The following is a 19489-nucleotide window of genomic DNA, read 5'->3' as shown; positions in this document are numbered from 1 at the left end:
ACCTGCCCCGCCGCAACGGTAAAGACGCGTCAGCCCTCGCCGCGGGGATACCAGTCGGCAAGAACGACCAGGCTGCCCGCGCCCGACGCCTCGACCAGGCGGGCGAATTCCTGCACGTCGCTGCCCCGGTGGTGATAAGGAAAGACCGAAACCGGCCTGAACTCCGCGACCGCGTCGGCCGCCTGCTGGACCGTCATGGTGTAGGGCAGGTTCATGGGCAGGAAGGCCACGTCGATGCCGTCCAGCGCGCGCATCTCGGGCGTGTCCTCGGTGTCGCCCGCGATATAGAACCGCTTGCCGCCGACCGTCAGGACATAGCCGTTGTCGCGTCCCTGCGGGTGGAACTGCTGCTTGTCGGGGCTGGTGTTGTAGGCGGGCACCGCCTCGATCCCCATGCCCATGGCCTGTGCCTGGTCGCCATTGGCCATGGCGGTCGCGCGCGACTGCATGTCGGCGGGCAGCATCCCGTGGACCGCCGGGTTGGCGATGATCGCGACAGGGGGCAGGGCTTGCAGCGTCGGCAGGTCGAAATGATCGCCATGCTCGTGCGTGATCAGGATCAGCGAGGGCTGCGGCATCCCGCGATAAAGATCCGCGCCCCCCACCGGATCGACATAGATCACCCCGCCCGGCGTTTCGACCACCATCGAGGCGTGATCGACCGGATGAAAGGTGACCTGGCCCCCTTCGACGGGATAAGCGAACGAGGTGGGCGCTGCGGTCTGGGCCAGGGCGATTCGGGGCAGGACGGCGGCGCTGACGGTGGCAAGGCCCAGCATCAGGCTGGCGCGGCGGCTGAGGATCATCGGAAGAACTCCGGGCACGGGAATGGCAACGGGGTGGAACACGCATGGCGCCCGCGGGGTTCCCTTCCGCCGCCTGACGGGGCGCGCTAGAAGGCCGTGCAATCAGGGATCGGGGACTGGCGATGACACATCTGTGGGTGCGGGCCGAAAGCCGCCCGAACGAGGACCGGGTGGGCATCACCCCCGACGGCGTGGCCTCGCTGATTGCCCAAGGGTTCGCCGTCACGGTCGAGGACAGCCCCCGCCGCGTGCTGCCGACGGACGCCTATGCCCGCGCGGGCGCCGCTGTCGCGCCCGAGGGAAGCTGGCCCACCGCGCCCGGTGACGCCATCATCTTCGGTCTGAAGGAGCTGCCCGAGGACGGCACCCCCCTGCGCCATCGCCACGTCATGTTCGGCCATGCCTTCAAGGGTCAGCCCGCGGGACAGGTTCTGCTGCGCCGGTTCGCCGATGGGGGCGGGCGGCTTTACGACCTGGAATACCTGACGGACGACGCGGGCCGCCGCCTGGCGGCCTTCGGGCACTGGGCGGGCTATGCGGGGGCGGCGGTCAGCCTGAAGGCCTGGGTGGCGCAGCAGCGGGGCGGGATCTGCGGGCCGGTCCACGCCCAAGCCGACAAGGGGCGGCTTTTGGACGAACTCCGCGCGCAGCTGGACGCCACGGGCCGTCCCCGTCCGCGCGCCCTGGTGATCGGCGCCAAGGGCCGCGTGGGCAGCGGCGCCGCCGACCTGCTGGCCGAGATGAACGTGCCCGTCACCCGCTGGGACATGGCCGAAACCGCCCATGGCGGCCCTTTCCCCGAGGTTCTGGCCCATGACCTGTTCGTCAACGCGATCCTGGCCCAGCCAGGCGCGCCCGTGTTCGTTCCCGCCGATGCCGCGACTCTGGCCCGCGCCCTGACGGTCATCGGCGACGTGGCCTGCGATCCGACCAGCGATTTTTCCCCGGTCAGGGTTTATGACCGCACGACCGGCTGGGACAAGCCGGTGCTGCGGGTGGCCGACCATCCGCCCCTGGACGTGATGGCCATCGACAACCTGCCCTCGATGCTGCCGCGCGAAAGCTCCGAGGATTACGCGCGGCAGCTTCTGCCGGTGCTGGCGCGGCTGGACCGGATCGACGAAGGCCCATGGGGCCGGGCAGGCGCCTTGTTCCAGGACCGCATGGCGCGGCTGGCCTGACACAGACGTGATGGGGCGGGGCGGAACGCCGGCCCCCCGGGGGTGTTCGGCCAGCGATCACCCGACATCCAGGAGACTCGCATGTCCCGACTTTCTCCCAGCATGACGGCCATGACCGCCGCGGCGGCATTGCTTGCCGGAAGCGCCGTGGCGCAGGATTTCAACGCCGCCGCCCCCAACGCCCCGGACCAGCAGCCCGCCTTCGAGAACCAGACCCGCGCGCCGGTGCTGGAAGGCGACGTGGCGCTGGACCAGACGGTGATCGCCGAGGGGCTGGATCATCCCTGGGGCCTGGCCGAACTGCCGGACGGCGCCTGGCTTGTGACCGAACGCGCGGGCAATCTGCGGATGGTGGGCGCGGACGGCGCCCTGTCCGACCCCATCGGCGGGTTGCCGGACATCGACACCCGCGACCAGGGCGGGCTGCTGGACGTGACCGTTGCCGAGGATTTCGCGGACACCCGCCGCGTCTGGATCAGCTTCGCCCAGCCTCGGGACGGCGGCAAGACCGCGACTGCCGTCGCCACCGGCACCCTGTCGGCCGACAACGGCACGCTGGAGGGCGTCGAGGTCATTTGGCAGCAGCAGCCCGCCTGGGATTCGACCAAGCATTACGGTTCCGTTCTGATCCATGACGGTCAGGGCGGGCTGTTCGTGACCACCGGCGAACGATCCGTCCCGGATGCGCGCGTCTTGTCGCAGAACGTGACCACGACGCTTGGCAAGGTGGTGCGCATCGACCCCGAAACGGGCGCCCCCATGGGCGATCCCGGCGTGGCCGAGGCCCTGCCCGAGATCTGGTCCTGGGGCCACCGCAACATCCAGGGCGCGGCGCTGGACGGCCAGGGACGCCTGTGGACCATCGAGCATGGCCCGAAAGGCGGGGACGAGCTGAACCGCCCGCAGGCGGGCCGCAACTACGGCTGGCCGCGCGTGACCTATGGCATCGACTACAGCGGCGGACCCATCGGCGAGGGGATCACGCAGCTCGAGGGGACCGAGCAGCCGGTCTATTACTGGGATCCGGTGATCGCGCCGGGCCAGATGACCTTTTACGACGGCGCGATGTTTCCCGACTGGCAGGGCGACCTGCTGACCGGCGGGCTGAAGGCGGGCGCGCTTGTGCGCCTTGAACTGGACGGCGACCGGGTGACGGGCGAGGCGCGGCACCTGCAAGGCATCGGCCGCGTGCGCGAAGTGGCCGTCGCCCGCGATGGCGCCATCATGCTGCTGACCGACGAGGACAACGGCAAGCTGATCCGCGTCACCCCCGCCGGAGAGGCGTCCTAGACGGGGCGGTTCAGATCGTCCTCGGCATCTTCGGGCGAGATGCCGAGGGCGTCCAGTCCCGCCTCCAGCAGGTCGGCCAGGCGCGGCTCTCCCATCAGGTAGTCCTCGGTGGGCGTGGTGCGCTCGATCCGGGCGGTTTCGATGGCTTCGCCCAGTTCCTCGGGCTCGAAGCTTTCGCGGCCGATCCACATGACGGCAACCAGGCTGGCCTGCTCGTCCTCGTTGAGATTGGCGATGAAGCCGCGCAGCTCGTTCTGGACGCCGTGCTGCCGCCTGCCGCCCGAATGCGCCCAAGGGTTGACGCCGCTGTCGTATTCGCGCGCGCGGATGATGATATGGGCGATCTTTTCAGGACTGATCTGCAACATGGCACGGCTCCTTTATTGGGCCGACTGTCGCGCCCTTGGGGGCGGCGGTCAATCCTTGCGCCCGAACAGCCGCTCGATGTCGGACAAGCGCAGCTTGACCCAGGTGGGGCGGCCGTGGTTGCACTGGCCGGACTTGGGCGTGCGCTCCATGTCCCGCAGCAGGGCGTTCATTTCCTCGGCCCCCATGCGCCGGCCCGACCGGACCGAGCCATGGCAGGCCATGGACGACAGGACGGCATCCAGCCGCGCCCGCAGCCGGTCCGAGGCGCCCTGGTCCGCCAGATCGTCCAGGATGTCGCGGATCAGGGCGGGCAGGTCCAGCGGGGTCAGCATCGCGGGGGTTTCGCGCACCGCGACGGCCCCGCCGCCGAAAGGTTCGATCACCAGGCCCAGGCCGGCCAAATCCGCCGCCACCGCCAGGATGCGGGCGGCGTCGGGTTCGGACAGATCCACGATCTCGGGGATCAGCAGGGCCTGGCGGGCGATGCCTGTGGCCGCCGCCTGGGCCTTCAGCCGTTCATAAACCAGCCGTTCATGCGCGGCATGGGCATCGACGATAACCAGCCCGTCCTCGGTCTGGGCGATGATGTAGTTCTCGTGGATCTGCGCCCGGGCCGCGCCCAGGGGGGCATCCGCCGGGACCGGCGCCGGATCCTCGGTGCGGGCCGAGGGGGCCTCGGCAAATCCCGCGACGGGGGCTTGCAGATCCAGGCTGGCGCGGATCGCCGGGGCCGAGGGGCGGTAGTCCATCCGATAGGCGCGCGGCGCCGGTTCGGCGGCAAACGCCGCCAGCGTCGCGTCGCCCAGGGTGGACGAGGCGCGATGCCCGGCATTCGCCAGCCCGTGCCGCAGGGCGCCGACCAGCAGGCCCCGCGCGCCCTGCGGGTCGCGGAAGCGGACCTCGGCCTTGGCGGGATGGACGTTCACGTCCACCAGCTGCGGGTCGCAGGTCAGATACAGCACCGCCGCCGGATGCCGCCCCGAGGCCAGCACGTCCATGTATCCCGCCCGCAGCGCCCCGGTCAGCAGCTTGTCGCGCACCGGCCGGCCGTTCACGTAAAGATGCTGCGCCACCGCCGCGCCGCGCGAATAGGTGGGCAGCGCGGCAAAGCCGGTCAGAACCAGCCCGTCGCGTTCGGCGTCGATGGCAATGGCGTTGTCGATGAAGTCGCGGCCCATGACGCGGGACAGGCGGGTTTTCAGCGCGTCGAACAACGCGCCCCCTTCCGCATCGGCGCGGAAGATCTCCTTGCCGTCGGCGGTCAGCGTGAAGCCCACGAAAGGCTCGGCCATCGCCAGGCGGCGGACGCATTCGGCCACGGCCATCGTTTCGGCCCGGTCGCCGCGCAGGAATTTCAGCCGGGCGGGGGTGGCGAAGAACAGGTCGCGCAGTTCCACGATCGTGCCCGGATTGGCGGCGGCGGGCCGCGCGGGCGCGACCTTTCCGCCTGCCACCGCGATCACCGCGCCCTCGCCGCCCCGCGTCCGCGAGGTGATCGTCAGCCGTCCGACCGCGCCCAAGGAGGGCAGCGCCTCGCCCCGGAAGCCGAAGGAACGGATCGCCAGCAGATCCGAGCCGTCGATCTTGCTGGTCGCATGGCGCGACAAGGCCAGCGGCAGGTCTTCCGGCATCATGCCGCAGCCGTCGTCGCAGACCCGGATCAGCCGCCTGCCGCCGTTCTCGATGGCGATGTCGATGCGGGCGGCCCCGGCGTCCAGCGCGTTTTCCACCAGTTCCTTGACCGCCGAGGCGGGACGCTCCACCACCTCGCCGGCCGCGATGCGGTTGGCGGTGGCCTCGTCCAGCTGCCGGATGACGGGCCGGATATGGTGGGCATGGGTGTTCATGCGTCCAAATCTAGCAGGGGCAAGACAGCGGGGCCAGAGATTCCGTGGCCGATGTCCGGCAGGCGGATGTCCGGCGAACATTCCCCGGACCGATTGGCCCCCCGTCGCAGGCGCGCGACAGGGCGGGCCGTCGGACCGGGTTTCCGCAAATGGGGGCGTGACCGCCCGGACGGGCGCGGCCGGAGCCGTCGCGGGACAAATCCGGCAAGCTCCGCAAGCCCCCGGGTCAGTTCACCGCCTTTGCCTCTGCCTCATCGGTCGCCGCGATCCCTTCGGGCCGCCCGACCAGCACGAAGCGCAGCGCATCCGCATCCAGCAGCCGCCCTGCCACGCGCTTCACGTCATCGGCGGTGACCGCCTCGACCTTGGCGTTGCGGGTGTTCACATAGTCGATGGGCAGGCCGATCAGCTGCATCCCGGCCAGGATCCCCGCGATCTTGCCGTTGCCGTCGAAGCGCAGGGGGTATTCGCCCGTCAGAAAGGTCTTGGCGTCGGCCAGTTCCCTGTCGGTCACGCCTTGCGACATGCGGTCCCATTCCTGCCGGATCAGCGCCACGGCCTCGCCCGTGGTGGCGTTCGACCCCGCCATGCCGCCCTGCCAGGTCTGGCCATAGACGCCCGTCGCCAGGGCGGTGCCCACGCCATAGGTCAGCCCGCGCTTTTCGCGGATCTCCTCCATCAGGCGGGAACTGAAGCCGCCGCCGCCCAGGATGTGGTTGGCCACATAGGCCGCGAAGTAATCGGGATCGTCGATGGGCAGCCCCGGCCCGGCAAAGCTGACAACGGTCTGCGGGCTGTCCCAGTCGATCACCGTGACGCCGCCGGTCAGCTGCAACCGCGCAGGTTCCGGCAAGGGTGCGGTGCCCTGTTCCGGCAGGCCGCCCAGCACCTTGTCCAGCAAAAGGCCCAGTTCCTCGGGGGTGATGTCGCCTGCCGCGCCCACCACCACGCGGTCGCGGGCCAGCACGCGGTTCTTGGCCGCGACCAGATCCTGGCGCGTCAGCGCGGCCACCGTTTCCCGCGTGCCGTTGATGGATGTGGCATAGGGGTGGTCCCCCCAGGCCTGGCGGGACATTTCCTTGGCGGCGATGGCTTGGGGATCGGTCGCCTCGGCCCGGATGATCGACTGCACCTGCGCGCGCACGCGCTCGACCGCCGCATCGTCGAAGCGGGGCTGGGTCAGCGCCTCGGCCAGCAGAGCGGCGGCCTTGTCGCGGTTCTCGGACAAGGCGCGCATCCCGACCGACAGCGAATCGTCGCCCACGTCAAAGGAGAACTGCGCCCCCAGATCCTCGACCGCCTGGGCGAAGGCCACGGAATCGCGGCTGCCCGCGCCTTCCTCAAGCGTGGCGGTCATCAGGTTGACGGCGCCGCGCTTTCCTTCGGCATCCAGGCTGGCGCCGCCCTTGAAGTCGAACTCCACCGCGACAAAGGGGATGCTGTCGTCGGCGACCAGCCAGGCCTTGATGCCGCCAGGCGAGGTGACTTCCTGGATGTCGATGGCATGGGCCGGCACGGCCAGCACGGCGAACAACAGGGCGATGGCGGCGCGGATCATCCTTGCACCTCGGGCTTGGGGGTGTCGGTCGGGGCGGGGGCAGGGGCGGGTGCGGCTCGGGCGGCGGGGGGCGTTTGCGCGGCCTCGGCGGGCAGCAGCCAGCCGGTCACTGTGGCCTCGCTGCCCAGCACCTGCCGGGCGGCGGCCATCACGTCCTCGGCGGTGACGGAGGCCAGGATGTCGGGCCAGTCGTTCACGTCCTCGACCGACAGCCCGGTCGCCAGACCTTGCCCGTAATCGTAGGCCCGGCCATGCGCGGAATCGAGCGTGTAAACCCGCGCGGCCTCGATCTGCGTCTTGACGCGGTCCAGATCGGCGGGGTCCGGGCCGGTTTCCAGAAAGTCCGCCAGCGCGCGGTCCAGTTCGGCCTCGGCCTCTTCGGGCGCCATGCCGTCGGCGGGAACCAGGGAAATGCCGAAGCTGGTCGGATCGACGGAAAAGCCGTCATAGCCCGCGTTCACCCACAGGGCCTTGCCCTTGAGCGCCAGTTCCCGTCCCAGAACCGAGGTCTGCATGGACCCGCCCAGCAGTTCCGCCAGCACCGTCAGGGCGGCGGCGTCCTTTTGGTCGCCGGGGTTCCGTTCGGGGGCGATGTAACTGCGCGTCATCACCGGCTGGGGCACGCGGGGGTCGGTCATCTGCATCCGCCGGGGCGACCGTTGAACGGGTTCCTGCGGGCGGACGCGGGGTTCGGCGGCGCCCTTGGCGGGGATAGGGCCGTAATACCGTTCGGCCAGTTCGCGGGCGCGCTCGGGCGTCACGTCGCCCGCGAGGATCAGGATCGCCTCGTTCGGGGAATAATGATCGTCGTACCAGGCCAGGGCGTCGTCGCGGGTCAGCCCCTCCATCTCGGCGCGCCAGCCGATCACAGGGCGGCCGTAGGGGTGGTTGTAGAACAGGGTGGCGTTGCGCTCCTCGGCGAACAGCGAGCCGGGGTCGCTGTCCACGCGTTGCGCCCGTTCCTCCAGCACGACCTGGCGTTCGGCCTGCCAGTCGTCCTCGCCGATGCGCAGGTTGGCCATGCGGTCGGCCTCCATTCCCATGACCAGGGGCAGGCGGTCCGAGGCGATGCGCTGGAAATAGGCGGTGTAGTCATAGGAGGTGAAGGCGTTGTCGGAACCGCCGTTGGCGGTCACGGTCTTGGACAGTTCGCCGGGTTCCAGCGTGTCGGTGCCCTTGAACATCAGGTGTTCCAGGTAATGGGCGATTCCCGACTTGCCGGGCTGTTCGTCGGCGGAACCGATTTTGTACCAGACCATCTGCACGACCACGGGGGCGCGGTGATCCTCGATCACCACGGTTTCCAGGCCGTTGGGCAGGGTGAAATGGGTGATGCCTTCGGGCATGTCGGCCAGCGCGGGCGCGGTGGCAAGGGTCAGAACCAGAAGCGCGGGCAGGGTCGGGCGGTGCATGGGGGCTAAACCTCCTTGGGCTCGGGCGGAAATCTGGCCCGGCGCCGGAGATTGCGCAACCTGTCTGACGCTAATGTGTGGCGATGGTGATGGGCAGGGACAGCGGGCCATGCGCCTGAAGGCCGGTTTTCCAGGGGACGGGGCCCGCAAGTTCGATGGCGCGGGTGCGGGCCAGCAGGCGGGCGAACAGGATCTCCATGTTCAACCGCGCGAGGTTGTTGCCCAGGCAGACATGCGGACCCGCGCCGAAGGCCAGGTGCAGGTTCGGCCTGCGCGCCACATCGAAGCGGTCGGGGTCCGGGAAGGCCTCGGGGTCGCGGTTGGCGCTGGCGTAAAGCAGGCCGAACTTCGCCCCCTTGGGCCACGCCTGCCCGCAGATCGACAGATCCTCGCCGGCGTAGCGGTGAAAGAAGATCAGCGGCGGGGCAAAGCGGAACATTTCCTGCACCGCCGTCGGCATCAGGCCCGGATCGGCGCGCAGCCGGGCCATCTGGTCCGGGTGCGCCAGCAACGCGTGCAGCCCGCCGCCCATCACGTCGATGGTCGATCCGTGCCCCGCGTGCAGGATCTGCATGATCGTGGCGATCAGCTCGTCATGGCTCAGCAGGCCCGCGTTCTTCGCCCCGATCATCGCGGTCATCAGGTCGTCGCGGGGCTGCGCCTGGCGGGCCGCATGGAGGTCCAGCAGCGCGTCGTGGAACAGGCGCACCGCCCCTTCGGCCTGCGCCTTGCGCTCTGCCGTGCGGCGGCTCACGTCGAAATAGCTGACGGTATCCTCGGACCATCGCGTCATCTGCGGGGCAAGCGCGGGATCGGTGCCGATCAGATGGCCGATCACCTGTCCCGGCAGATGGGCGGCCAGATCGGCGATGAAGTCGAAGCGGCCCCGCGCAACCAGCCGGTCCAGCGCGGCATCGACCCACCCGGTGACAAAGGAGCGCAGGCTTTCCAGCCGGGTCTTGGTGAAAAAGGGAAAAACCGCCCGGCGCAGCCGGTCGTGGTCCGGCCCGTCCAGTTCCAGCATCGAGGTCTGCACGAAGCGTTCGTGGAACGGCATGTCGTGGAAATTCTCGGCCGCCTGCATCTGCCGCCGGATCTCGGGGGCGAACAGCGCGGTTCCCCGCACCATCCGGCGGTCCGAGGCGATGGCCCGCACATCCGCGAACCGCGCGGCCAGGCGGAACCCGTTCCAAAGGGGCAGGCCGGGCGCCGCCCGCAGCCGCGCATAAGCGGGCCAGGGGTTCGCGCCGAAACCGGGTTGGGCAGGGTCGAAGCCCGCCGTCATTCCTCGACGGGCGCGGGCGAGGTCTGGGTGATGGCCCCCGCGCGTTGCCAGCGCTGCTGTTCGGTCCGCGAATCAAGCGCCATGGGGCGGTAGGCGCGCTGATACACGGTGGTGCCGAACAAGGCTTCCAGCGGGCGGCGCTTGTTGCGCGACCGCCATTCGGCATCGGCCTGGGCCAGCGTCCGGCGGATGGCGGGGTCGCTGCCGCGGCGCGCGGCATGGGCGACCAGCGCGCCGTCGGCGGCGGCGATGCCCCCGTCGGACAGCCGCGCCGGATTGCCGCCAAGGGCCGCCACGGCATCGGCGTTCGGGCTGGGGTCGGTGATGTTGGCCCCGCCCGGCGTGGGGGTGGGCAGCAGCGCCAGGTCGGGCGGCATGGACAAGGGCCGGGTCGGCAGGATGGCGAATTCGTCCGGGCTGTTCTGGCCGGTCTCGATGTTCATCAGCTGGTTGCTGCCGCAGGCCGAAAGCCCCAGAACGGCCGCTGCCGCGATGCCCCTGACGAAAGCCTGCATGTTCTGCCCCTTGCCTTTGTTGCGCCCCGTTCTAGCCGGATTTTCCGGTGCCGTCACGGGTCTTGTCGGCGGGCCTCGCCTGCGGCTTGCGGGCGGGCTTTCCGGCTTCCTTCTTCTGCGGCACCAGAACCAGCCCGATGGCGCCCGCGAAGATGGCGATGTCGGCCACGTTGAAGCTGTAGGGGTTCTGCCATCCCGGCAGCGACATGTTCAGGAAATCCGCCACCGCGCCGTAAAGAAGCCGGTCGATCACGTTGCCAAGCGCGCCGCCGATCAGCAGCCCCGCCGCCACGCGGGCGAAGCGTCCCGCATCGGACCGCCAGATCCAGATCCAGACCCAGGCCACGATGACAAGCGCGACCGCGATCAGGATCCAGCGGGTGATGTCGGTATCCGACGCCATCAGGCCGAAGTTCACGCCCTGGTTCCAGGCCATGCGCAGGTTCAGCCAGGGCGGCAGCACGTCGATCTCGCGCAGGCGGTCCAGTTGCAGCACGTGGACAACCCAGTATTTCAGCGCCTGGTCCAGCAGGAAGATCAGCCCCGCCGTCCAGGCCACCAGCCGCATGTTCGTGCGAACCGGAGGCGCGGGCTTTTTCGGCGCGCGGGGCCTGCGCGTCCTGGGCGCCTGGTGCTGGGCCGGTGCCGGGGGCGTCGGATCAAGGGGAAGTTCGTGCTGCATCAGTGCCGGAAATGCCGCTGGCCGGTGAAGACCATCGCCAGACCCAGGCGGTCCGCCGCGGCGATCACCTCGTCGTCGCGCATGGACCCGCCGGGCTGGATCACGGCGCGGGCGCCGGCTTCCGCCAGGGCCTCGATCCCGTCGGCAAAGGGAAAAAAGGCGTCGGACGCGACAACCGCGCCGACCGTCAGCGGCTGTGCAAGGCCAAGCGCCTCGGCCATGTCCTCGGATTTGCGGCGGCCGATGCGGGTGCTGTCCACGCGGCTCATCTGGCCCGCGCCGATGCCCACGGTGGCCATGTCCTTGGCATAAACGATGGCGTTGGATTTCACGTGCTTGGCGACGGTCCAGGCGAACAGCATGTCGTTCAGTTCGCCGCCGGAAGGCTGGCGGCCGCTGACGACCTTCAGGTCGGACAGCCCGACATGGCCGTTGTCGCGCCCCTGCACCAGGAACCCGCCCGCCACCTGGCGGAAGGCCAGCCCGCCGGCGCGCGGATCGGGCAGCCCGCCGGCGGTCAGCAGGCGCAGGTTCTTTTTGGCGGCGAAGACGCGTTTCGCGTCCTCGTCGGCGTCCGGCGCAATGACCACTTCGGTGAAGATCTTCGCGATCTCCTCCGCTGTCGCCCCGTCAAGCGTCTGGTTCAGCGCGACGATGCCGCCGAAGGCCGAGGTCCGGTCGCAGTCGAAGGCCCGCTTGTAGGCATCCAGCGCCGAATCGCCCCGCGCCACGCCGCAGGGATTGGCGTGCTTGATGATCGCGCAGGCCGGGCCCTGGGCCGGGTCGAATTCCGCGACCAGCTCAAATGCCGCGTCGGTGTCGTTGATGTTGTTGTAGGACAGTTCCTTGCCCTGCCACTGCTTCGCGGTCGCCACGCCGGGGCGGTTGTCGCCCGTGACATAGAAGGCCGCTTGCTGGTGCGGGTTCTCGCCATAGCGCAGGGGCTGCGCCAGCGTTCCCGCGAAGGCGCGGCGGCGGGGCGTTTCCTCGCCGATGGCGCCGGCAAGCCAGGTGCTGACGGCGGCGTCATAGGCGGCGGTGCGCGCATAGGCGATCTGCGCCTGGCGCTGGCGGAAGGCCAGCGTGGTGCGGTCGTTGTTGGCGTCCAGTTCGGCCAGCAGGGCGTCGTAGTCGTGCACATCCACGATCACGGTGACGAAGCCGTGGTTCTTGGCCGCGGCGCGGATCATGGCCGGGCCGCCGATGTCGATGTTCTCGATGCAGTCGTCGTAAGCGGCGCCCTTTGCGACCGTTTCCTCGAAGGGGTAAAGGTTCACCACCAGCAGGTCGATCGGCCCGATGCCGTGGGCCTCCATCGCGGCCAGGTGTTCGGCGTTGTCGCGCAGCGCCAGCAGGCCGCCGTGGACCGCCGGGTGCAGCGTCTTGACGCGGCCGTCCATCATCTCGGGGAAGCCCGTCGCGTCGGCCACGTCCACAACTGTCAGTCCCGCGTCGCGCAGTGATTTCGCGCTGCCGCCGGTGGACAGGATCTCGATCCCCCGCGCGTCCAGCTTGCGGGCGAAGTCGATCAGCCCGGTCTTGTCGGAAACGGAAATCAGCGCGCGTCGGATCGGCACGGGACGGGACATGGGGGCCTCGCATCTGGTTCGGCGGTGGCTTAGCGCCATGGAGGCCAAAGGTCCAGTGGCGCCGCCCGGGGGCGCTTCGCCCCCCGGACCCCCCGAGGATACTTCAAGTCCGCAGCAGGAGCCGGTCAGCCCGGCTTGCGCAGCCGCGCCATGAAGAAGCCGTCCATGCCGCCCCGGTCCGGCCAATGGTCGGGCCGCGTGCGCAGGCCGCCCTCGGGGGTGATCCAGGAGGGATCGGTGCCGGGCAGGGACGGTTGCTCGACTGCGAGTCCCGGATGGCGGGCCAGGGCGGCGGCGACCTGCGCCTCGCCTTCGTCGGGCAGAAGCGAGCAGACGGCATAGACCATCCGTCCGCCCGGCGGGATCAGGGACAGGGCGTGGTCGATCAGGCGGGCCTGGAGGTCCACCAGCGCCGGGATGCCCGATCCGTCGCGCAGGAAAGGCAGATCGGGGTGGCGCCGGATCGTGCCGGTGGCCGAGCAGGGCGCGTCGAGCAGGACTGCGTCCGGGATCGCATCGGGGCGCCAGTCGAGCGCGTCCGCCGCGACCAGTTCGGCCGACAAGGCGCAGCGGCTCAGGTTATCGGCCACGCGGCGGAGGCGGGCGGGGCTGATGTCCACCGCCGTCACCCGGGCGCCTGCCGCCGCCAGTTGCAGCGTCTTGCCGCCGGGCGCGGCGCAAAGATCGGCGATTCGCTCGCCCGGCTGGGGATCCAGCAGGCGGGCGGGCAGGGCGGCGGCGGCATCCTGGACCCACCAGCCGCCCTGGTCGTATCCCGGCAGGGCCGAGACCTGCACGGGGCCGTGAATGCGCAGGGATCCGGTCGGCAGCGGCTCGGCGCCTTCGACCGACACGCCCGGCTTCGGCGTCAGGTCCAGCGGGGCGCCTGCCCCATGCGCGGCCTCGATGGCCAGGGACACGGCTTCGCCATGAGCGGCGGCGACGGGCTCTCGCAGCCAGCCCGGCATCGGCTGCGGGGGCAGGTCGCGCCATCCGCCATGGCCCGCCGCCTTGCGCAGCACGGCGTTCACCATGCCCGCCGCCGCCTGGCCCTTGTGGCCGAGCCCGCGCGTCAGCGTCACCGCCGCATCGACGACGCCGTGCGCGGCGCCGCCCAGTTCCAGCATCTCGACCACCGCCAGCCGCAGCACGTCGGCGACCTGCGGGGCGGGCTTGCGGCTGACATGGGCGGCGATCACCGCGTCGGCGCGCGACCGGTGGCGCAGGACTGCGGCCGCAAGCCGCCCGGCGCGGGCCTGGTCGGCGGGCGCCAGGCCCTTCAGCGCGCCCGCCTGGTCCGCCAGCGACAGCCCGTCCCGCACCCCCGCCAGCAGGCGCAATGCCCCCGACCGAGCCATATCCACGCCCTGCTTTGCCAAACCGCTTTCCTTTGCCTATGTCTTGTTGAAAGACTGATGGCGATCCATACGCCTTGTTGAAGGATGTTTCCATGAGCGAGCTTTCGCACGACAACCGGGCCGACCTGCCGCCCGAGGCGATCCGCGCCCTGGCCGAGGCCGCCGAACGCCGCAAGGCCGCCGCTGCCGCGCAGCCCTTGCCCCCGGAATACGGCGGCCGCGACGGGCCGGAACCCGTCCGCTTCGGCGATTACGAAAAGAACGGCCTCGCGGTGGATTTCTGAGCATGGACTGGCTGCGCGCCTCGGCGGCCCAGCAGGGGCGCGCGATCATGGCGGGGCTTCTGGATCCCATCGACCAGACCGAGGCCTATCTGGCCGCCGTCAAGGCCCATCCCGACGCCGAGCGCATCTATGCCCGCGTCACGGCGACGCGCGCCCGGTCCGAGGCCGTGGCCGCCCATGACCGGGCCAAGCTGGAACAGCGCCGCGGGCTGCTGGACGGGGTGCCGATCAGCTGGAAGGACAACATCGACAGCGGCGGCACCGTGACGGAAGCCGGATCGAGGCTGCTGGAAGGCCGCGTGCCGCGCAAGGACGCCATTGTGCTGGCCCGCGCCGCGCGCCAGGGCGCGATCTGCCTGGGCAAGACCCACATGACGGAGCTGGCCTTTTCCGGCCTGGGGCTGAATCCCCGGACGGCCACGCCGCCGAACGCCCTGGACCCCGACCTTGCGCCGGGCGGATCGTCGTCGGGGGCGGCGGTGTCGGTGGCCCTGGGTCTGGCGGCGGCGGCGATCGGAACGGATACGGGCGGCTCAATCCGGGTGCCCGCGGCCTGGAACGGCCTTGTGGGCTTCAAGCCGACGCATGATTCGCTGCCCGAAAAGGGCGTGGTGCCCTTGTGCCGCAAGTTCGACGTGGTGGGCCCCATCGCCCGCACGGTCGAGGACTGCGCCGAGCTGTTCGCGCTGATGGCCGCAACGAAGGCGGCCGACCTGACCGGCGCGGACATCGCCGGGCGCCGCCTGATGGTGCTGGAGGGCCTGCCCTTCGAGGACGCCGAGGAAGGCCCCGTCGCCGCCTTCGAGGATGCGGTGGACCGGCTGGCCCGGGCGGGCGCGCAGATCACCCGGCTGTCCTCGGACTGGGTGGCCAAGGCCATGCCGCTGTCGCCCGCGCTGTTCGCGCCCGAGGCCTATGGCATCTGGCGCGCGCAGATCGAGGATGCGCCGGAACTGATGTGGCAGCCGATCCTGGACCGCTTCCGCGGCGGGGCCGATGTCAGCGCCCCCGATTACGTCGCCGCCTGGGAAAGCCTGGTGCGGATCCGGCGCAAGTGGATCAAGGAGGTGGCCTCGGGCCATGACGCGATCCTGCTGCCTACCGTGCCGATCCTGCCGCCCGATGCCGCGCGTCTGATGGCGGACGGGGCCGAATTCGCCCGCGCGAACCTCCTGACCCTGCGCAACACCCGCATCGGCAACCTGCTGGGGCTGCCGGTCTGCACGCTGTCCACCGGGCACCCCGCCTGCGGGCTTTCGGTGATGGGCCATGCGGGGCGGGACGGGCATCTGCTGCATGTCGCGGCAGGGATCGAGACTGCGCTGGCGGTGGGTTAGGGCGGCAAGAAGGGGGCTGTCTGCCCCCCGTCCCTTCGGGACCCATCCCCGAGGATGTTTGCGCGAAGATGAAAGGCCTCCTGCCCGGCTTTCGCTGGACGCAAGGGCGCGATCACGCTAGTGTTTCCAGTGATAAACGGGGCCGAAGACCCTGAAAGAGAGGCAGAATGGCGATCCCCGAGCGGTTCTCGAACCTGCCGGACTACGCGTTCCCGCGTTTGCGGGCGCTGTTGTCCGGCATCGAGCCGGGCTTGAAAGACGGCGAGGCTCCGACGGTGCTGACCATCGGCGAGCCGCGCCATGCCATGCCCGGATTCGTGGCCGACGTGATGGCCGGCAGCATCGGGGGGTTCGGGAAATACCCGCCCAACGACGGCACGCCGGGCCTGTTGTCGGCCATCGGTGCCTGGCTGGGGTCGCGCTATGGTCTGGACGTGGCGCCTGACCGCATCATGGCGCTGAACGGCACGCGAGAGGGGCTGTTCAACGCGGCGCTGGCGCTGTGCCCGGAACGCAAGAACGGCGCGCGGCCCGCGATCCTGATCCCGAATCCCTTTTATCAGGTCTATGCCGTGGCCGCCGCGGCCGTGCAGGCCGAGCCCGTCTTCGTGCCCGCCACCCCCGACACCGGCAACCTGCCCGATTACGCCGCCCTGCCGCCGGCCGTGCTGGACCGGACGGCCATCGCCTATCTCTGCTCGCCGGCCAACCCGCAGGGGGCCATCGCGGACCGGGATTATCTGGAATGCCTGATCGCCCTGGCGGACCGGCACGATTTCCTGGTCTTTGCCGACGAATGCTATTCCGAGATCTGGCGTGACGCCCCCCCGCCGGGCGCGCTGGCGGTGGCGACGGCGATGGGGCTGGCCGACCGGGTGGTGATCTTCAACTCGCTGTCCAAGCGGTCGAACCTGCCCGGCCTGCGGTCGGGCTTCGTCGCGGGAAGCGCCGCAAGCATTGCCCTGATTCGCCGCCTGCGGGCCTATGCCGGGGCGCCCTTGCCGCTGCCCGCCCAGGCCGTCAGCGAGGCCGCCTGGCGGGACGAGGCGCATGTGGCGGCCAGCCGCGCGCTGTATCAACGAAAATACGCGATCGCCGACCGGGTGCTGGGCAACGTGCCCGGATACCGTCCGATCCAGGGCGGGTTCTTCCTGTGGCTGCCGGTGCCGGATGGCGAGGAAGCCGCCAAGATCCTGTGGGCGCAGGCGGGGATCCAGGTGCTGCCGGGGGCCTATCTGTCCCGAGAGGTGGACGGCCTCAATCCCGGCAAGGGCTTTATCCGCGTGGCCTTGGTGGCCGACGCGGAACAAACGGAACCGGCGCTGCAACGGCTGCGCGCGGTGCTGTATGATGGAACGAACGGCGGGAAGGACTAGGGGACGATGGCAAGCTGGCAGGCAAAACACCGCGATCCGCTGTTCGACCAATCCACCCAAGCGGCGCTGGAACGGCGCGGCAAGGAGCTGCTGGGCGCGGTTCTGATCGTTCTGGGCATCGTGATCGCCATGATGCTGGGCAGCTGGTCGGCCGAGGATCCCAGCTTTCTGTCCGCCACCGACGAACCCGCGCAGAACGCGCTTGGCAGTTTCGGCGCTTATGTCGCCTCGCCCCTGATGATGATCGCGGGCTACGGATCCTGGATGCTGGTCGTTGCCGCCTGTGTCTGGGGCCTGCGCTTCATGCTGCACCGGGGCGAGGAGCGGTTCATGCGCGGGCTGTTCACGCCCATCGCGGTGGCGCTGGCCTCGGTTTATTGCAGCACGCTGGTGCCGGGCGCGGGATGGGAGCAATCCTATGGCCTGGGCGGGCATTTCGGCGACATGATCATGGGCGCGACGCTGAACCTGCTGCCGGTCAAGGCGCAGATCGGCATCCGCCTGGCCGGGCTGCTGGCCGCCGCGGGCGTTCTGGCGATGGCGGCCTTCGTTCTGGGCTTCGAAAGGTCCGAGCTGCGCGTCTTCTGGCGGCGCTTCGTGACCGGACTGCTGACCGCCCTTGACCTGACGGTGCGGGCGGCCGGGCAAGGGGCGGCGGCCTCGGCCGGGATCAGGGATCGGCTGGCCGCGCGGCGCGAGAACAAGGCCGCGCCGGACCGGGCGCCGCGCGCGCCCACCATCGCGCGCCGCAAGCCCGCCGCCCCCGCCTTCGAGCTGGAGGAAGACCTGCCCGAGCCGGAACTGATCGAGCGCGACGCCGATTACGACGGCGACGCGCCCTCGGCCGAGGAGGTCAGCGGGCGCATCAGCGACGCGATCCGCACCCGGGGGGCCAAGCCCTCGGTCCTGGCGGTCGTCGCGGCGCGCCTGACGCGCGAAAACGACCGCGAGGCGGCATCGGCCCCGGCCCCGGCCGATGCCGCCCCCGCGACCGCGCCGCGCGCCGCCATGCCGCCGGTGAAGAAGCCCGCCCCCGCGCGCCCGGCGCGCGAGGGAGCCGGGCCGGACCTGACCTTCGAGGACGTGCTCGACACCTACGAGCGTCCGCCGCTGGACCTGCTGACCGCGCCCTCGGCGGGCGACCAGGCGGTGGTCTCCGAGGAAGTCCTGATGGAAAACGCCCGGATGCTGGAAGCGGTGCTGGACGACTATGGCGTCAAGGGCCAGATCACCGAGGTCCGTCCCGGCCCGGTTGTCACGCTTTACGAACTGGAACCCGCGCCGGGCCTGAAGGCCAGCCGCGTGATCGGGCTGTCGGACGACATCGCCCGGTCCATGTCGGCCCTGTCGGCGCGCGTCAGCACCGTGCCGGGCCGCACCGTGATCGGGATCGAGCTGCCGAACGCGCGGCGCGAAAAGGTGCTGCTGCGCGAGATCCTGGCGTCCCGCGCCTTTGGCGACGGCACGCAGCCCTTGCCGCTGGCCTTGGGCAAGGACATCGGCGGCGATCCGGTGGTGGCCAACCTGGCCAAGATGCCCCACCTGCTGATCGCCGGGACAACCGGGTCCGGCAAGTCGGTCGCGATCAACACCATGATCCTGTCGCTGCTGTACAAGCTGACGCCCGACGAATGCCGGCTGATCATGATCGATCCCAAGATGCTGGAACTGTCGGTTTATGACGGCATCCCGCACCTGCTGTCCCCCGTCGTCACCGACCCGAAAAAGGCCGTGGTGGCGCTGAAATGGGTCGTGGGCGAGATGGAGGAACGGTATCGCCGCATGTCCAAGATGGGCGTGCGCAACATCGAGGGCTACAACACCCGCGTCCGCGAGGCCCTGTCCAAGAACGAGATGTTCAAGCGCACCGTCCAGACCGGCTTTGACGAGGACACCGGCGAGCCGGTCTTCGAAACCGAGGAGTTCAAGCCCGAGACCTTCCCCTATATCGTCGTGATCGTGGACGAGATGGCCGACCTGATGATGGTTGCGGGAAAAGAGATCGAGGCCTGCATCCAGCGGCTTGCGCAGATGGCGCGGGCGTCCGGCATCCACCTGATCATGGCGACGCAGCGGCCTTCGGTCGATGTGATCACCGGCACGATCAAGGCGAACTTCCCGACCCGGATTTCCTTCCAGGTCACCTCCAAGATCGACTCGCGCACTATCCTGGGCGAACAAGGGGCCGAGCAGCTTCTGGGCCAGGGCGACATGCTCTACATGGGCAACGGCGCGCGGATCACCCGCATCCACGGCCCCTTCGTCAGCGACGAGGAGGTCGAGGAGGTCGTGACGCACCTGAAGTCCTTCGGCCCGCCGTCCTACAAGTCGGGCGTGGTCGAGGGCCCCGAGGACGAGGTGGCTTCCGACATCGACGCGGTGCTGGGCCTGGGCGGCGACGGCGGGGACGATGCGCTTTACGACCAGGCGGTGATGATCGTCGCCAAGGACCGCAAGTGTTCCACCAGCTATATCCAGCGCAAGCTCGCCATCGGCTACAACAAGGCCGCCCGCCTGGTCGAGCAGATGGAGGAGCAGGGGGTGGTCTCGGCGGCGAACCACGTCGGCAAGCGCGAGGTGCTGGTGCCGGAGGTGTGAGC

General features: G+C 70.0%; 16 protein-coding genes. 6 read left to right on the top strand and 10 right to left on the bottom strand.

The annotated features are described in order from the left end of the window. Window positions 1-29 precede the first annotated feature (29 nt). Window positions 30-806, bottom strand: a complete 777-nt coding sequence (locus ACFOM8_RS04235; RefSeq protein ID WP_377759602.1) for an MBL fold metallo-hydrolase — start codon at window positions 804-806, stop codon at window positions 30-32. A 122-nt stretch (window positions 807-928) separates the two neighbouring features. On the opposite strand from ACFOM8_RS04235, the gene ACFOM8_RS04230 reads away from it, so the two are divergent. Together ACFOM8_RS04230 and ACFOM8_RS04225 are read left to right on the top strand one after the other, a co-directional pair. Next, window positions 929-1987 (top strand): saccharopine dehydrogenase, encoded by a 1059-nt coding sequence (locus tag ACFOM8_RS04230; RefSeq protein ID WP_377759600.1) that lies wholly within the window; start codon window positions 929-931, stop codon window positions 1985-1987. A gap of 81 nt (window positions 1988-2068) precedes the next feature. Further along, window positions 2069-3277: a PQQ-dependent sugar dehydrogenase gene (locus tag ACFOM8_RS04225; RefSeq protein ID WP_377759599.1), complete on the top strand. Its 1209-nt coding sequence runs from the start codon at window positions 2069-2071 to the stop codon at window positions 3275-3277. On the opposite strand, the gene ACFOM8_RS04220 is transcribed toward ACFOM8_RS04225, so the two are convergent. The 9 genes from ACFOM8_RS04220 to ACFOM8_RS04180 form a co-directional block, all read right to left on the bottom strand. Further along, entirely contained in the window at window positions 3274-3645 is a 372-nt protein-coding gene (locus ACFOM8_RS04220; RefSeq protein ID WP_377759597.1) for a DUF3775 domain-containing protein, read from the bottom strand. The two genes, ACFOM8_RS04225 and ACFOM8_RS04220, sit on opposite strands and share 4 nt — an antisense overlap. A gap of 48 nt (window positions 3646-3693) precedes the next feature. Further along, complete coding sequence (mutL, locus tag ACFOM8_RS04215; protein ID WP_377759596.1) at window positions 3694-5493, bottom strand: DNA mismatch repair endonuclease MutL; 1800 nt, start codon at window positions 5491-5493, stop codon at window positions 3694-3696. Between the two features lie 226 nt (window positions 5494-5719). Next, window positions 5720-7051: a M16 family metallopeptidase gene (locus ACFOM8_RS04210; RefSeq protein WP_377759594.1), complete on the bottom strand. Its 1332-nt coding sequence runs from the start codon at window positions 7049-7051 to the stop codon at window positions 5720-5722. Further along, entirely contained in the window at window positions 7048-8463 is a 1416-nt protein-coding gene (locus tag ACFOM8_RS04205) for a M16 family metallopeptidase (RefSeq protein ID WP_377759593.1), read from the bottom strand. Before ACFOM8_RS04205 ends, ACFOM8_RS04210 begins: the two co-directional genes overlap by 4 nt. A 70-nt stretch (window positions 8464-8533) precedes the next feature. Next, window positions 8534-9748, bottom strand: a complete 1215-nt coding sequence (locus ACFOM8_RS04200; protein ID WP_377759591.1) for a cytochrome P450 — start codon at window positions 9746-9748, stop codon at window positions 8534-8536. After that, window positions 9745-10263: a DUF3035 domain-containing protein gene (locus tag ACFOM8_RS04195; protein WP_377759590.1), complete on the bottom strand. Its 519-nt coding sequence runs from the start codon at window positions 10261-10263 to the stop codon at window positions 9745-9747. Before ACFOM8_RS04195 ends, ACFOM8_RS04200 begins: the two co-directional genes overlap by 4 nt. 31 nt (window positions 10264-10294) lie before the next feature. Further along, window positions 10295-10831 carry a signal peptidase II gene (lspA, locus tag ACFOM8_RS04190; protein ID WP_377760066.1) on the bottom strand — a complete coding sequence of 179 codons (537 nt, stop codon included), beginning with the start codon at window positions 10829-10831 and terminating at the stop codon, window positions 10295-10297. Window positions 10832-10944: 113 nt separating this feature from the next. After that, complete coding sequence (purH, locus tag ACFOM8_RS04185; RefSeq protein WP_377759588.1) at window positions 10945-12534, bottom strand: bifunctional phosphoribosylaminoimidazolecarboxamide formyltransferase/IMP cyclohydrolase; 1590 nt, start codon at window positions 12532-12534, stop codon at window positions 10945-10947. Between the two features lie 125 nt (window positions 12535-12659). After that, a complete protein-coding gene (locus ACFOM8_RS04180) occupies window positions 12660-13892 on the bottom strand; it encodes an RsmB/NOP family class I SAM-dependent RNA methyltransferase (protein ID WP_377760065.1) in 1233 nt (410 codons plus the stop codon). Window positions 13893-13984: 92 nt separating this feature from the next. Here ACFOM8_RS04180 and ACFOM8_RS04175 point away from each other — a divergent pair, with 92 nt between their 5' ends. From ACFOM8_RS04175 to ACFOM8_RS04160, 4 genes are all read left to right on the top strand, one after another. After that, complete coding sequence (locus ACFOM8_RS04175) at window positions 13985-14176, top strand: DUF1674 domain-containing protein (RefSeq protein ID WP_377759586.1); 192 nt, start codon at window positions 13985-13987, stop codon at window positions 14174-14176. A 2-nt stretch (window positions 14177-14178) separates the two neighbouring features. Next, window positions 14179-15513 carry an amidase gene (locus tag ACFOM8_RS04170; RefSeq protein WP_377759584.1) on the top strand — a complete coding sequence of 445 codons (1335 nt, stop codon included), beginning with the start codon at window positions 14179-14181 and terminating at the stop codon, window positions 15511-15513. A gap of 167 nt (window positions 15514-15680) precedes the next feature. After that, complete coding sequence (locus ACFOM8_RS04165) at window positions 15681-16889, top strand: aminotransferase class I/II-fold pyridoxal phosphate-dependent enzyme (protein ID WP_377759582.1); 1209 nt, start codon at window positions 15681-15683, stop codon at window positions 16887-16889. 6 nt (window positions 16890-16895) lie between these two features. Then, entirely contained in the window at window positions 16896-19487 is a 2592-nt protein-coding gene (locus ACFOM8_RS04160; RefSeq protein ID WP_377759580.1) for a DNA translocase FtsK, read from the top strand. Window positions 19488-19489 lie beyond the last annotated feature (2 nt).

It is taken from the genome of Paracoccus angustae (genome assembly GCF_042648745.1).
Taxonomy (GTDB): Bacteria; Pseudomonadota; Alphaproteobacteria; order Rhodobacterales; family Rhodobacteraceae; genus Paracoccus; species Paracoccus angustae.
The sequence above is the reverse complement of the archived record's forward strand: the minus strand, read 5'-3'. Positions and strand labels throughout refer to the sequence as shown.